14 protein-coding genes are annotated in these 14,156 nt (G+C 66.0%); 7 read left to right on the forward strand and 7 right to left on the reverse strand.

The window, feature by feature from the left end:
- Positions 1-164 precede the first annotated feature (164 nt).
- The 3 genes from G3545_RS11395 (at position 165) to G3545_RS11405 (ending at position 2,809) form a co-directional block, all read left to right on the forward strand.
- Complete coding sequence (locus G3545_RS11395; protein WP_170012634.1) at positions 165-1,613, forward strand: ATP-binding protein; 1,449 nt, start codon at positions 165-167, stop codon at positions 1,611-1,613.
- Entirely contained in the window at positions 1,610-2,269 is a 660-nt protein-coding gene (locus G3545_RS11400) for a response regulator transcription factor (RefSeq protein WP_170012636.1), read from the forward strand. The genes G3545_RS11395 and G3545_RS11400 overlap by 4 nt, the downstream gene beginning before the upstream one ends.
- Positions 2,270-2,407: 138 nt before the next feature.
- Positions 2,408-2,809 (forward strand): response regulator, encoded by a 402-nt coding sequence (locus G3545_RS11405; RefSeq protein ID WP_170018027.1) that lies wholly within the window; start codon positions 2,408-2,410, stop codon positions 2,807-2,809.
- 11 nt (positions 2,810-2,820) lie between these two features.
- On the opposite strand, the gene G3545_RS11410 is transcribed toward G3545_RS11405, so the two are convergent.
- On the reverse strand, positions 2,821-3,705 hold the full coding sequence (locus tag G3545_RS11410) for a LysR family transcriptional regulator (RefSeq protein ID WP_170012638.1): 885 nt from the start codon (positions 3,703-3,705) through the stop codon (positions 2,821-2,823).
- Between the two features lie 89 nt (positions 3,706-3,794).
- Here G3545_RS11410 and G3545_RS11415 point away from each other — a divergent pair, with 89 nt between their 5' ends.
- Positions 3,795-4,754 carry an NAD-dependent epimerase/dehydratase family protein gene (locus G3545_RS11415; protein WP_170012640.1) on the forward strand — a complete coding sequence of 320 codons (960 nt, stop codon included), beginning with the start codon at positions 3,795-3,797 and terminating at the stop codon, positions 4,752-4,754.
- 132 nt (positions 4,755-4,886) lie between these two features.
- On the opposite strand, the gene G3545_RS11420 is transcribed toward G3545_RS11415, so the two are convergent.
- Genes G3545_RS11420 through G3545_RS11430 form a run of 3 tightly spaced genes read right to left on the reverse strand, consistent with a single transcriptional unit; the run spans position 4,887 to position 7,039 of the window.
- Positions 4,887-5,312: an OsmC family protein gene (locus G3545_RS11420; RefSeq protein ID WP_170012642.1), complete on the reverse strand. Its 426-nt coding sequence runs from the start codon at positions 5,310-5,312 to the stop codon at positions 4,887-4,889.
- A 36-nt stretch (positions 5,313-5,348) separates the two neighbouring features.
- Positions 5,349-6,125, reverse strand: coding sequence for an alpha/beta hydrolase (locus G3545_RS11425; RefSeq protein ID WP_170012644.1), 777 nt, complete (start codon positions 6,123-6,125; stop codon positions 5,349-5,351).
- A 41-nt stretch (positions 6,126-6,166) separates the two neighbouring features.
- Positions 6,167-7,039 carry an MBL fold metallo-hydrolase gene (locus tag G3545_RS11430; protein ID WP_170012646.1) on the reverse strand — a complete coding sequence of 291 codons (873 nt, stop codon included), beginning with the start codon at positions 7,037-7,039 and terminating at the stop codon, positions 6,167-6,169.
- A 413-nt stretch (positions 7,040-7,452) separates the two neighbouring features.
- Here G3545_RS11430 and G3545_RS11435 point away from each other — a divergent pair, with 413 nt between their 5' ends.
- Both G3545_RS11435 and G3545_RS11440 read left to right on the forward strand, forming a co-directional pair.
- Entirely contained in the window at positions 7,453-7,944 is a 492-nt protein-coding gene (locus G3545_RS11435) for a DUF302 domain-containing protein (protein WP_170012648.1), read from the forward strand.
- A gap of 121 nt (positions 7,945-8,065) precedes the next feature.
- Entirely contained in the window at positions 8,066-9,646 is a 1,581-nt protein-coding gene (locus tag G3545_RS11440) for a multicopper oxidase family protein (protein ID WP_246702782.1), read from the forward strand.
- An 18-nt stretch (positions 9,647-9,664) separates the two neighbouring features.
- On the opposite strand, the gene G3545_RS11445 is transcribed toward G3545_RS11440, so the two are convergent.
- A complete protein-coding gene (locus tag G3545_RS11445; protein WP_246702783.1) occupies positions 9,665-10,888 on the reverse strand; it encodes an SGNH/GDSL hydrolase family protein in 1,224 nt (407 codons plus the stop codon).
- Positions 10,889-11,149: 261 nt separating this feature from the next.
- Complete coding sequence (locus tag G3545_RS11450; protein ID WP_170012654.1) at positions 11,150-11,941, reverse strand: SDR family oxidoreductase; 792 nt, start codon at positions 11,939-11,941, stop codon at positions 11,150-11,152.
- 175 nt (positions 11,942-12,116) lie between these two features.
- Between G3545_RS11450 and G3545_RS11455 the strand changes: the two genes are divergently transcribed.
- Positions 12,117-13,049 (forward strand): LysR family transcriptional regulator, encoded by a 933-nt coding sequence (locus tag G3545_RS11455; RefSeq protein ID WP_170012656.1) that lies wholly within the window; start codon positions 12,117-12,119, stop codon positions 13,047-13,049.
- Here the strand turns inward: G3545_RS11455 and G3545_RS11460 are convergent.
- The gene (locus G3545_RS11460) at positions 13,028-14,152 is read right to left on the reverse strand and encodes an alkene reductase (RefSeq protein WP_170012658.1); all 1,125 of its coding nucleotides are present in this window, start codon (positions 14,150-14,152) and stop codon (positions 13,028-13,030) included. The genes G3545_RS11455 and G3545_RS11460 overlap by 22 nt on opposite strands.
- Between the last annotated feature and the right edge of the window lie 4 nt (positions 14,153-14,156).

Genomic DNA, 14,156 nt, shown 5'->3' on the forward strand with positions numbered 1-14,156 from the left:
TTTCCGGCCACCTCGATGGCGGCGGCGTGGAGCGCATGCCTTGTCACCAGCGGGTCACCCATCGCCCCAGGGAACAAAAATCGGCTATAGCGATGGACAAGCTCGCAGGGATCAATGCGCGCCCCGGTGAACCCGCCGAGGTTGCGCTTCCGAAGGCATGGCGCATGTCGAACCAGACAGTGGCGAAAACACGATCGGGTGCATGGTTCTATGCCATCCTGCCGCTCGCGGTCGCGTCCGGCATCTTCTTCATCGACACCTTCACCAAGCTCGATATCGCGATTGCCGTCCTCTACGTCGTGGTCGTGCTGGTCTCGGCCGGGTTCCTCAATCGCAAGGGCGTGCTCGCGGTCGGCGGCATATGCATGTTCCTGGCCGTGCTGAGCTACCTCATCGTCCATGGCAACATGGAGCCGGGCTCGCCGGCCATACGCTGCGTGATCAGCCTCTGCGTCATCGCCATCACCACCTTCCTCACGGTGACGAACCAGAAGGCGACGCAGGAACTGAGCTCGCAGGCCGCGCTGCTCGACCTGACGCATGACGCGATCTTCGTGCGGGATATGCACGACGTGATCACCTACTGGAGCGCTGGCGCCGAGGAATTGTACGGCTGGCGGCGGGAGGAGGCGATCGGCCGGCGCGCGACCGAACTTCTCAACACGCGGTTTCCGATCGCGCGGGAGGCGATCGACGAACAGCTCCGCTCGACCGATCGCTGGCAGGGTGAACTCGGCCACCGGACGCGGGACGGCCGGGAGTTGACCGTCACCAGCCGCTGGTCCTTGCAGCGCGACGAGCGGGGTCGGCTGGTGGCGACCATGGAGACCAACAGCGACATCACCGAGCACAAGCGCGCGGAGGACCAGTTGCACCAGGCGCGCTCGCAGCTTTCGCACGTGAACCGCGTCGCCACGCTCGGCGAGCTCACCGCCTCGATCGCCCATGAGGTCAACCAGCCGCTGGCCGCCGTGGTCACCAATGGCGAGGCGTGCCTGCGCTGGCTGTCACGCGACGAGCCGGAGCTCGGCGAGGTCCAGCTCTCGGTAGAGCGCATGATCAGCAATGGCCGGCGCGCGAGCGAGGTGGTCGCCCGGCTGCGGGCGCTCGCCCGCAAGGACGTGCCGCAGCGTGTCGAGCTCGATCTGAACGACATCGTCGACGACGTGCTGCCGCTGGTGGAACGCGAGATCTTCCGGCACCGGATAAAACTGGTCGTGGACCTCGCCTCTCCCGCGCCGCGCGTGCTTGGCGACCGCATCCAGCTCCAGCAGGTGCTGCTCAATCTGGTGGTGAATGCCATCCAGGCGATGGCCACGACCAGGAATGGGCCGCGGACGCTCACTGTTGTCTCGAATACCAGGCTCGACGACAGCGGCGGCAAGATCGCCACGCTCAAGGTGGGCGATACCGGACCGGGGATCGCCCCGGAAGCCGCGGACCGCCTGTTCACGGCGTTCTACACCACGAAGACGGATGGAATGGGCATGGGTCTGTCGATCTGCCGTTCGATCATCGAAGCTCATGGCGGGCGCATCGCCGCCGCGCCGAGGCCCGAGGGCGGCGCCTGTTTCGTCCTTGAGCTGCCGTTGCTGGAAGGGGTGCACGCATGATCGACGTCTCCAAGACAAGCACCGCCGCGGGGGCGACACCGGCCCCGGTCGTCTATGTCGTCGATGACGATCCCTCGCTGCGCGACGCGCTGAGCAGTCTGTTCCGCTCGGTCGGGCTCGATGTGAAGCTGTTCGGCTCGGCGCCGGAGCTGCTGCAGAGCAAGCTGCCGCAGACGCCGAGCTGCCTGGTGCTCGACATCCGCCTGCCCGGCGTGAGCGGCCTCGACTTCCAGAACCAGCTCGGCAAGTCCGGTATCAGCATGCCGATCGTGTTCATGACCGGCCATGCCGACGTTCCGATGTCGGTGCGGGCGATGAAGGCCGGGGCGGTCGATTTCCTGACCAAGCCGTTCCGCGACCAGGACATGCTTGATGCGGTCTACGCTGCGCTGGAGGCGGACCGCAAGCGCTGGGAAACCGACCAGGCGATGCAGGAATTCTCAAGCCTGTACCAGACGCTGACCGCGCGCGAGAAGGAAGTCATGACCCATGTGGTGAGGGGGCTCATGAACAAACAGATCGCCGGCGAGTTGGGACTGAGCGAGATCACGGTGAAGATCCACCGCGGAAATGTCATGCGAAAGATGGCGGTGCGCTCTGTCGCCGATCTGGTCCGGGCAGCCGAACGGCTGGGCCTGGCCAGCGGCAAATCGTAGGCAAAAGCGCCAAAGTCCTAGCAAAAGCAAACCAGTGTATGATTCAAATCCAGGACGGTTCGGGTCATTTTGCGGTGATGCAAGCGTGACGAAATCACGCAATCACAGTTAGAGGAACTCGAATTGGGCAAGTATCCGATGGTGGCGATCATCGACGATGATGAATCGGTCCGTCTCGCCACCGCGAGCCTGGTACGGTCGATCGGAATGACGACGAGCACGTTTGCTTCGGCGGAAGAATTCCTGTTTTCGCCGCATGCGCGCGACGCGTCGTGTCTGATCACCGATGTACAGATGCCGGGGATGTCCGGCGTCGAGTTGCAGGCTTACCTGCTCAAGAACGGTAATGACGTTCCGGTAATCTTCATGACGGCGTTTCCCGAGGAACGCATCCGTCAGCAGGTCGACGCGGCCGGCGCGATCGGCTTCCTCAGCAAGCCGTTCGACGGCGGCACGATGATCGCGTGCATCGACAAGGCCTTGAAGCGAGACCGGGCGGCCAAGGGTGGGCACGCCTCGCGGGCGGCGTTCGAAGCCTGACGACTGTTTCCTCAGCCGATCCGCGCCATGCCCTCGACCAGGGCATCGAACACGGCGCGGCACCGCGGGCTGGAGCGAAGATCCTCGTGCATGACGATCCACACGCCGAGCTCCGGGCTGAATGCCTCAGTGAGCACACGCACCAGATCGGGCGAGCGAGCTGCCAGCGGAACCTGGCAGATGCCGATACCGAAACCGGCGCGGATTGCCGCGAGTTGCGCCACGTCGCTGTCGGTGCGTAGCGCGAAGCTGCCGCGCTGAATGGCGGGATAGCGCTTCAGGAAACCACGGATCGCCGGCGTTTCGTGGTCGAAGCCGATCAGATCGTGGCTGGACAATTCCTCCATCGAGGCGGGTACTCCACGCCGGGCGACATAGTCGCGATGGGCGTGGAAGCCGAGCGGGATGGTGCCGACGCGCCGGGACACCAGGGCGTCCTGCGCCGGTTCGACCATGCGCACCGCGATGTCGGCCTCGCGCCGCAGCAGGTCCTCCACAGAATTGGACAGCATCAGCTCGAGCGCGAGGCCGGGATGCAGCGCGCGCAGCCGCGCCAGGATGGGCGGCAAATGCTCGATGCCGACTACCTCGCTGGCGCTGATGCGCACCACGCCGCGCACCTCGCTGGCATGGCCGGACGCCGCCCGCATCAAGGCGGCGGAGGTGGAGGCGAGCGATTGCGCGTAGGTGCCGAGCTCGATCGCGGCATCCGTGGGCGCGAGGCCGCGCTGCGTGCGCAGGAACAGATCGTAGCCGACCGCCGCCTCCAGCGTGTCGATATGGCGGGCGACGGTCGGCTGGGTCAGGCCCAACGCGCGCGCCGCACCGGACAGCGAGCGCTCCCGAAGCACATGGAGGAAGGTGCGGTAGAGATCCCAGCTCGGCTCATCGTTCATATATTTACGTATAGTGACTCCATGATTTTGGACAATTTCATTCAAACGATGATCGGATAACCCTGCCGCCTCAGCGATGGGAGACGGCGATGGAAGGCAGGACAGCACTTGTGCTCGGCGCCACGGGCGGTATCGGAGGCGAGTTGGCGCGGCGGCTGCAACGCACCGGATGGACGGTCCGGGCGCTGCACCGCGAGGCGGATGCAATGGCCGGGGTTGACGGCCTCGACTGGCGGCGCGGCGACGCGCTCGTCGCCGAGGACGTCACTGCGGCGGCGCAAGGCGCCGACCTGATCGTTCATGCCGTGAATCCGCCCGGCTACAAGGACTGGGACAAGCTGGTGCTGCCGATGCTGGACAACAGCATCGCCGCCGCCCGCAGCACGGGTGCGCGGATCGTGCTGCCCGGGACGGTCTATAATTACGGACCGGACGCGCTGCCAACGCCCGACGAGACCTCGCCGCAGAATCCGGTGACGCGCAAGGGCCGGATCCGCGCCGCCATGGAGCGGCGGCTGTACAAGGAGGCCGAGGCCGGCCGGGCGCGCAGCCTGATCGTACGGGCCGGCGACTTTTTCGGGCCGCGCGCCGCGAACAACTGGTTCTCGCAAGGCCTGGTGAAGCCGGGCCGGCGCCCGACCTCGATCAGCTATCCCGGCAAACCGGACATCGGGCACCAATGGGCGTATCTGCCGGATGTCGCCGAGACCATGATGCGCCTGGTCGAATGCGGGTCGCTCGATGATTTCGCGACCTTCCACATGGCGGGTCACTGGGATGCGGATGGCACGATGATGGTCGATGCGATCCGCCGGGTGCTCAAGGCGCCCACATTGCCGGTACGCCGGTTTCCCTGGCTGGTGGTTTGCCTGGGGCAGCCATTCTACCCGCTGTTCCGCGAGCTCGCGGAGATGAAGTATCTGTGGGACACGCCGCTCCGGATGGGCAACGAGCGCCTCGTCGCCGTGCTGGGAGGCGAGCCGCACACCCCGCTCGACACCGCGGTGGCGACCACGCTCCATGGCTTGCAGGCGGACAGCAAAGCCTAGAGCCCTTTCCGTTCGGATGGAAACATCCGAACGACAGATGAGTGCTCTAGATTCTATAGGCTGGAGCAATTCCTCTTCGATCAGATGATTCCATCTGATCGGGAGATGCTCTAGCGCCCGGCGGCCCGCTTCTCACGCGATCAGCGTGGCTTCGAAAGTGATATTCGTGTTCATGAGCTTGGACACCGGGCACCCCGCCTTTGCCCGTTCGGCGAGCGCCTGGAAGGTGTCCCCGTCGATGCCAGGTATTTTTGCCGTCACCGAGAGATGTACGTGCGGGATGATGAAGCCATCACCCTCCTTCTCGATCTCGACCTGCGAGCGCGCGTCCAATTGCTCGGGCTCGAACTCGTTCATGCCAAGAATGCGCACGAACGACATGGCGAAGCACGCGGCGTGGGCGGCGCCGAGCAGTTCCTCGGGATTGGTACCCGACTTTTCGCCATAGCGGCTGAAGAAGCTGTAGGGGTAGCCTTCCAGGGCGCGGCTCTCGGTCGAGACCGCACCCTTGCCCTCGCGCAGATTGCCGCTCCAGGCGGCCGATCCGAAACGCTTCATGGTTCCTGTCCTTGTCTGTCCATAGCGGTTCGTCGATCAGCGCTGGCCGGCGGCTTCAAGGATCAGGTTGGTGATCTCCTCCGGATGCGAGATCAGCGAGAGGTGGCTCGACTTCACCTCGATGGTCTTGGCGCCCATGCGCTTGGCCATGAAGCGTTCGAGATCCGGATTGATGGTGCGGTCTTCCGTCGAGACCGCATAAAAGCTCGGCTTCGAGCGCCAGGCCGCCTGCGTGGTCTTGCCGGTGAGCAGCGCCTTCTGGAACGGCTCCTGTACCGCATAGAGCACCTTCGCCTTCGCTTCCGGGATGTCGCCGGCGAAATCGCGCAGGAAGGCTTCCTCGGTGAGACGGCCTTCGTCACCGTCGAAGACGATGCCGGCGGAGGCCGGCGGCGTGGGGAAGGTCTTGGCCAGCGCCGTGTAGTCCTCGCCGGCATCCGGCGCCCGCGCCGCCACATAGACGAGAGCCGAGACATTGGGATGCACACCCGCCTCGGTGACGATCATCCCGGAGAAGGAATGCCCGACCAGAACCGTCGGGCCATCCTGCCGCGCCAGCACGCGCTGCGCGGAGGCGACCGCTTCGGGCAACGTCGTCAGCGGGTTCTGCACGGACGTCGCATTGAGCCCCGCGGCCTGCAGGCGCGCGATCACCTCGGACCAGCATGATCCGTCGGCGAACAGCCCGTGCACCAGGACGACATTGCGCGCCTTGGGCGGCGCGGCGGTGGCCGCCATGCCGCGGGTAGAGATCAGCGAAGCCGCCGCACCTGCAACAAGGGCGGCGGAGAACGTACGCCTGTTCATCATCATGACTTGTCTTCCTTCATTGCTGCGGGTGTCTGGTAAATTGGCTATTTCGCCGCCTTGGCCAATTCTTTCGCCTTGTTTGCGGCGCCCCAGAGCGAGCCGGGGTTGGCGCGGTTCGGGTATATGTCCAGCATGGCGTCGTAGAGTTCGCGGGCGGTCGATGTCGTCGCGTCGAGGCGATTGAAATCGCGAAGATATTGCCGGGTCTCACCGATGATGCGCGGGTCGTCGGGATTTTCCGGGATCTTGTGTCCCGCGATCACGGCTTTCGGTTGCAGCGTCTCCAGCCGGTCCAACGTGGCGATCCATTCCAGCCGGCTCTCTGTATCGGTCTCGGCGAGATAGGGATGGATGCCATTATAGACGACGTCACCGCCCACCAGGAGACCGATCGAGGGAACGTGCAGGCAGGTCGAGCGCTCGATGTCGGAGTGGCCGGCGTCGATAGCGACCAGCCGATGGCCTTCCAGTTCAAGCTCCCCGCCCGAAAGCGCTTCCGCGACGATGAGGCGCTCGGGAATCTGCCCGGGGAACAGCCTGCGCCAGAAATTCTCGATCACGTCGGGCGAGAGATTGCGTTCCATGGCCGCGACGATCTCGGGCGTGGCGAGCGCCCTCGCCTGCGGGAAGCGCTCGAGCAGTGGGCCGAGCCCGAAGAAATGGTCGCCATGGCCGTGCGTGACATAGATGGCGGTCAGGTTCTTGCCGCTCGCAGCGACCCAGTCAGCGAGCAACTTGTCCTGGTCCAGGGTCAGGAAGGTGTCGACCAGGACCGCGTCCTTCTGCCCGAAGATCAGCGTGGCCGAATTCGAGACCCACGCCAGATCTTCCTTTCCGGGCGGCAAGCCGCGGGTGAGGCCGGGCCGCTTGCTTGTCAGAACCTGCCAGCCGAGGCCGGTATCGTTGATCGGGCTCATGCGACGTCTCCTTGCGCCGGAGGTTATGGACCGCGGATCGACGCCTCGCTTTCCGGACAGACCGACACTTCCGAAATCACACGATCGCCAGCGGTGGCGGCCCGGGCCCGCGCTTGACATGGGGCGTTCTACATCCACTTTCCCGCAAGAAGACGTCGGGATCTGAACTCGTCGACACTTGATGTGGTTGAACAGAGGGAAGATTTCGCCTCGTCGCCAGCAGAACCGGCAAGATGTCGGCAATGGGTCCGCATGGCCATTCGAGCCTGCCTCGAAGAGTGCGCTGACGCTGTGCAGGCACGTGCCGCCATGCGGGTCGAGCCGGGCGAATTGCGCCAACGGAACTGAAGCCGGTCGTCTTCGGAGAACTCCCGGGATGACCAAACTCTCTCCAAGGATGAAAAGCTACTCTCATGACCAGCAGCAACATATCCGTAGAAGAAATAATGGTTGGACACGTCACGATCCGATCAGGCAACAGCTTCGCGACCGTGCGGGCCAAACTCAAAACGCTGCTTCCGCGCCTCGATGAAGGCTTCCTGCCGCTGCTCCGTGAAGGCCTGGTCGATCAGGCGCGCCAGGAACTCGAAGCTGCGGCCCCGCTTTCGATCTTTGGCGAGCGCGACCACGGTGCGATCCTGGCAATCGCCGGATCGCCGCGGCGTGCCATTCAATATGACATCGGCAACCCGCACACCGCGTCGCTGATGACCCGGCACAGGATCTCGGCCGGCCTCTACGCGCCCATCCGGGTGCTGCTGCGGGAGAGCCCCGAGGGCGAAGTTGCCTTCGAGTATGATCGGCCGGCTTCGACCTTCGGCCAGTTTGGCGACGACGCCGTCGACACGGTCGCCCGCAAGCTCGACGACGATCTGCGCAACGTCCTGCAGAACGCCGCAAGCTAGACGCGCCTGCAAATATTTCAGCCGGCGCCGCCAGACCGCGCATTGCGACCCGGTGGTATTTGACTGATTGTCATTCTCGCCTCGGCAATCTCGGGTTGGAGGCCGGGCGATGGGGGGCACGATGAAACCGACCGACGCGCGTTCCGGCAGGCTGCCGTCGCGCCGCTCCGTGCTGCTCGGTGGCGCGGCTGTCGGCACCTGCGCCATGGTGCCCGGCCTGATCGGGCTGGCCATCACCAGCGGCGATGCCTCAGACGCTGCCGCAATGGAGATGGAGAGCCATGCGGCGCGCCGTCTCGGGGTGCCGCGGGCGCCGTTCGAGAAGTACGCGCCGCTCATCGAGCCGCAAGTGCGTCGCTCGGCAAACGGGGAGCTCAAGACCCGCCTGCGTGTCGCCTATACCTACAAGGATCTTGGCGGCTATCGATTGTCGCTGCGCAGCTATGAGCAGGATCTGCCGGGCCCGACCTTGCGGGTAAAGCGGGGCGACGTGCTGCGCATCCGCCTCATCAATGATTTGCCGCCGAACACCGACCCGGCGCCGCTCGACATGACGCTGCCGCACCAGTTCAACTCGACCAATTTCCACTTCCATGGCGGGCATGTGAGCCCGAGCGGCATCGCCGACAACATCTTCCGGGTGATGGAGCCCGGCCAAGGCTACGACATCGAGATCGCGATTCCCAAAGACCACACCGCAGGCACCTATTGGTATCATCCGCACAAGCATGGCAGCGCCGACATACAGCTCACCAGCGGTATGGCCGGCGCGCTGATCATCGAGGGGGACTTCGACGATATCCCCGAGATCACGGCGGCCAACGAGCGCGTGCTGATCCTGAACGAGGTGCTGTTCGACCATCGCGGCGCGATCGAGAATTACGATACGGTGTGGCCGGAGGCGGTGCCGCGCTTCCTCTCGGTGAACGGGCAGCGCGAACCTGCGATCCGCATGCGCCCCGGCGAGGTGCAGCGCTGGCGGGTGCTCCATGCCGGGCACGAGAACAATTTCAATATCGCGCTCGAAGGCCATGGCCTGCATGTCATCGCCTGTGACGGGCTCCGCTGTCCGCGCATCGATCGCAATGACAGCCTGCTGATGGCGCCCGGCCAGCGCGCCGATATCCTGGTGCAGGCCGGCGCGGCGGGCAGCTATGCGCTGCGGGCCATCGCCAGTGACCAGGGCTATCCGTCGCCGCAGGGCCCGCTCGCCCGGCTGATCGTCGAGGGCGAACCGATGCAGATGAAATTGCCGGCGACGCTCGGCGGCGCGCCGTTCCAGCCGATCGGCGGCGAGGAGGTGACCAATCGGCGGGAGATAACGCTGACGGTGGATGAGCCGGAATTCCCGCCGGCAGCGAACTACCAGGAGTTCGCCTTCCTCATTTGCGGGCAGCGCTTCGATCCGAACCGGGTCGACCACCGCATCCCGCTCGGCGCCGTGGAAGAATGGACGGTGATCAATGATCACACCGACGACCACATCTTCCACATCCACACCAATCCGTTCCAGCTCATATCGGTGAACGGGCAGGCGCTGGCCGAGCCGGTGTGGCGCGACACGGTGGTGGTGCCGCGCAATGGCCGCATCGTGTTCCGCTCCCGCTTCCTCGATTTCACCGGCCGCTATGTCCTGCACTGCCACATGATGAACCATGAGGAGCTGGGCATGATGCAGGTGGTCGAGGTGCATGAGGCGTGAGGCGGCGGCGCCGACCCCTCACCGCGGCCCCAGCAACACGCCGATGTCGATCGCATCGGCAATCGCCTGGTTGCCGCCGTCGCTGGCGTGGAGATGGTCGCCGGAATCGAAGTCGGGACGGAGCCGCAGCGGATCGTCGGGATCGCGCAGCGCCGCGTCGAGATCGAGCACGGCGTCGAACGCGCCGCTGGCGCGGATCCACGCATTGATCTCCTGCCGGAGCCGGTCCTTCTCCGGCGTGTAATAGCCCTTGAACGGCGTATCCTTGAGCGCGCCTTCGAAGGGCGTCAGCGTCGCCCCGATGATGCGGATGTTGCGGGCATGCGCCAAAGCCGCGAGTTGCCGGTAGCCGTCGATCAGCTCGGCGGCGGTCGGTATGGTCAGATCGGGCGCGAAGACATGTCCGGGCCAACTGATGTCGTTGATGCCGATCAGCACCACCACGGCTTTCACATTCGGCAGGCTCGCGACGTCATGGTCGAAGCGGGCGAGCGCGCTCTCGCCCATGCGCGTGCGCAGCAGCCGGGCACCGGAGATCCCGGCATTCACCACCGAGAGCCCGAGCGGCGCCAGCCTCGCCGCGAGGAAATCCGGCCAGCGATGATTGGCGTCGGGCGTCGAGGCGGCACCGTCGGTGATGGAATCGCCGAACGCCACGATGGTGCCGGCCGCAACTGGCGCCTCGACCATGACGCCGCTGAGGACGATGCGGGTGGTGGTCGTGGTCGACGCCTCGAAATCCGCCTGCGCGGTGAGATCGCCCTCGGTGATGGAAGCCGTCTGCAGGCCCTCCCAATGGAAGGTCGAGATCGCGGTCGGCTGGGGAAAATAGAGACTGACGGCAAGTTCGGACAAGGCCGGCGCGTCGAGTTCGACGGCGTCGCTGACGGCGCTCGCTCCGGCCAGGATGGCCACCGATGATTTGCCGCCGAAGGTCACCGGACGCAGCGTGCCGGCACGCGCAACGCTCGCGGCTCCGATCGTGGTTGGCGTGTCGCCATAGCGGTTCGACAGCACGAGGCGAATGCGCGTGCCACCGAGGCTGAGGCGGACGCGCTGGCGCACGGTCTGGTTCCAGAGCGACGGGGGCGCAAGCACGGGCAGCGGGAAGTCGCCGTCCCAACGCGGCTGCGGGCTCGCCGCCCACGAGGCGACCCAACGGGTGCCGCCGACCTCCTCGGCCCGCGCCGCGGCAGTAGCGAGAAAGGCGAGCGCGAGGCCCAGGAACAATCGTCGAAACATCATGTCATGTCCGCTGGCTGGATGGCGAGAAGGCTCGTAATTCCCTCTCCCCCGCTGAACTCGGCTGTTGCCGAGTTCAGCCTCGCAAAGGGTCAAAGTCGAATACATCCGACTTTGACGGGAGAGGTGGCCCGCGTAGCGGGTCGGTGAGGGGGCGCATCATTGCGGAGCCGCGAAGACCCCTCACCCCAACCCTCTCCCCGACGGGGAGAGGGAGTCAGCGTTCGTCACTGCGCGTTCCTGCGACTACGGACCAGCCGCTCAGACGCCGTCGAATCGCGGCGCGCCGTTATGGGCGGTGAGGCCGCCATCGACCGGCAGATTGACGCCAGTGACGAACGAGGCGTCGTCGGAGGCGAGGAAGGCGATGACCGCCGCGACCTCCCGCGGCTCGGCAATGCGGCCCATCGGATAGGTTCGGGCGAAGGTCTCCTCGACCTTCGCCGCGTCGAGCTTTGCTATCGCGGCCTCGAACATCGGCGTGCGCACCGAGCCGGGGCACACCGCGTTCACCCGGATGCCGTCAGCGGCAAGGTCGAGCGCCATGCTGCGGGTGAGGTGGGTGATCGCACCCTTGCTGGTGGCATAGGCGGCCTGGCCGAAATCGCCGCCGAGGCCGGAGATCGACGACACATTGACGATCGCAGCCGACCCGCCCGCCAGCCGCAACAGAGGCAGCAGGGCCAGCGAGACCTCCATCACGCCGTCGACATTCACGGCGAACAGCAGGCGCCAGTGACCGCGATCGGTCGCGGCAAATGTCCCGCCGAAATGGATGCCGGCATTGTTGACGAGGGCGTCGAGCTGGCCGAACCGGTCGGTGACAAGGCTGGCCAACCGGCCGACACTCTGGCTGTCCGTCACATCGAGCGTGACCGCCAAGGCGTCGTGGCCGGCAGCCACCAGCGCCTCGGCGCCGCGGCTGGCGGAGCGTTCGTCGCGGTCGGCGAGGATGATGGCGGCGCCCTCCTCCGCCAGACGTTGCGCGCTCGCGGCTCCGATGCCGGAGCCTGCACCGGTGACCATCGCGACCTTGCCGGTGAAACGGCCCATCACTGCGCACTCCTGCTGAGAGCCGGGATGCTAGTGGCCGATCCCCGGCACGGAGAACCCGGTGAAGCGTCATGCTGCTTGTGAAGAAAATTCACAGCTGGCGGGTGTAGCGTGGTGGAAACTCCATGCGGTCCGTCCTGCGGTCAGGCCAAAGGAGCATTTCAGGGAGGCGTTCGTGGTCAATCGTGCAGGTGAGATGGAAGTCTTCGTCCGGGCCGTCGAACTCGGCAGTTTCTCGGCGGCGGCGCGCAATCTTCAGCTCACGCCTTCCGCGATCAGCAAGCTCATCACGCGGATGGAGGACCGGCTCGGGGTGCGCCTGGTGCTGCGTTCCACGCGCAGCCTGCAATTGACCCCGGAGGGCGAAGCCTTGTTCGACCGGGCCTCGCGCATTGTCGGCGATATCGAGGAGGCGGAGCGGACGGTTTCCTCCGGTGCCGACCAGCCGCGCGGCCCGCTACGGGTGAACGCCAACATCCCGTTCGCCACGCACTGCGTCATCCCGCTGGTGCCGGCCTTCCTGGCGCGCTACCCGGGCGTGACGCTGGACCTGTCGCTGACCGACTTCATGGTCGATCTGGTCGGCGAGCGCGCCGACGTCGCGATCCGCACCGGCGCGCTGCGCGATTCCAGCCTGAAGGCGCGCAAGCTGATCGAAAGCAGGCGCGTGGTGGCGGCGGCGCCGGCCTATCTCGCCCGGCACGGCGTGCCGGAGACGCCGGACGAGCTGGCGCGGCACAATTGCCAGAATTTCAATTTCCGCCGCAGCCTCGATGAATGGCCGTTCCTGGAGACGCCCGGCGAGGCCACGGCAAAGACAATCCGCACCATCCCGGTGACCGGGAACATGAAAGCCAACAATGGCGAGACCATGCGGCTCTTAGCGCTCGCCGGCGTCGGCATCGTGCGGCTGTCACGCTTCCATGTTGGTGGCGACCTCGCCGAGGGACGGCTGGTGCCGGTGCTGGAGGATTACAATCCCGGCGACGTGGAACCCGTCCACGCCGTCTATATCGGACACGAACACCTCTCGAACCGCATCCGTGCCTTCGTCGACTTCCTCGCCGAGCAACTCGCCAGCCGGCCTCACCCGGCGGCGGCGCTATAGAAAGGATAGTCGTCATAGCCCTTGGCGCCACCGCCGAAGAAGGTCTTCGGGTCGGGCGGGTTCAAGGGCAACCCTTCCGCGATGCGCCGCGGCAGATCGGGATTGGCGAGGAAGGGGCGGCCGAAGGTCACGAGGTCGGCCAGTTCCTGTCGGATCAGCTCCTCGCCACGTTCCGCCGTGTAGCGGCCGGCGACGATGATGGTGCGCGGGAAACGCCGTCGCAGTTCCTGCCGATAATCGAGCGGCACCACCGGCGCATCGTCCCAGTCGGCCTCGGCGATATGGAGATAGGCGACGCCGGCCTCGTGCAGCGCCTGCGCCGCGAGCAGGCTGGTGCCGATCATCTCGGGGTCTTCCATGTCCTGCAGCGTGACATGCGGCGAGAGCCGCACCCCGACCCGCTCCGCGCCGGCCTCGGAGGACACCGCGGCGACCACCTCGGACAGGAAGCGCAGCCGTTTCTCCGGCGCGCCGCCATAGGCATCGGTGCGCTGGTTGCTGTTGGCGCGCAGGAACTGGTCGATCAGATAGCCATTGGCGCCGTGCAGCTCGACGCCGTCGAAGCCGGCGGCCATGGCGAGCGCGGCGGCGCGGCGGTAGTCATCGACGACGCGGGCGATCTCGCCGGTCTCCAGCGCCCGCGGCGTGCCGCAATCGAGGAAGCGCGGCGCGCCATCCGCGGGATCGATGACATAGACCCGCACGCCCTTCGGCGGCACCGCTGACGGCGCGACCGGCGCATCGCCGTCCGGCTGCAGGCTCGGATGCGAGATGCGCCCGACATGCCAGAGCTGGAGGAAAATCCGTCCGCCTGCTGCGTGAACGGCGTCCGTCACCAGCCGCCAGCCGTCGCGCTGGGCATCAGTGTGGATGCCCGGCGTCCAGGCATAGCCCTGCCCTTCCTGCGATATCTGCGTCGCCTCGGTGACGATGAGGCCGGCACTGGCGCGCTGGGCGTAGTAGCGGGCGTTCAGCTCGGTCGGGACATCGCCGGGCTGCGCCGAGCGCGAGCGCGTCATCGGCGCCATCACCAGGCGGTTCGGCAGTTCCAGCGGACCGAGCCGCCAGGGCGAGAACAAGGTCTTGGACGAGGGAGCGTTCATGACG

It is taken from the genome of Starkeya sp. ORNL1 (assembly GCF_012971745.1).
Taxonomy (GTDB): domain Bacteria; phylum Pseudomonadota; class Alphaproteobacteria; order Rhizobiales; family Xanthobacteraceae; genus Ancylobacter.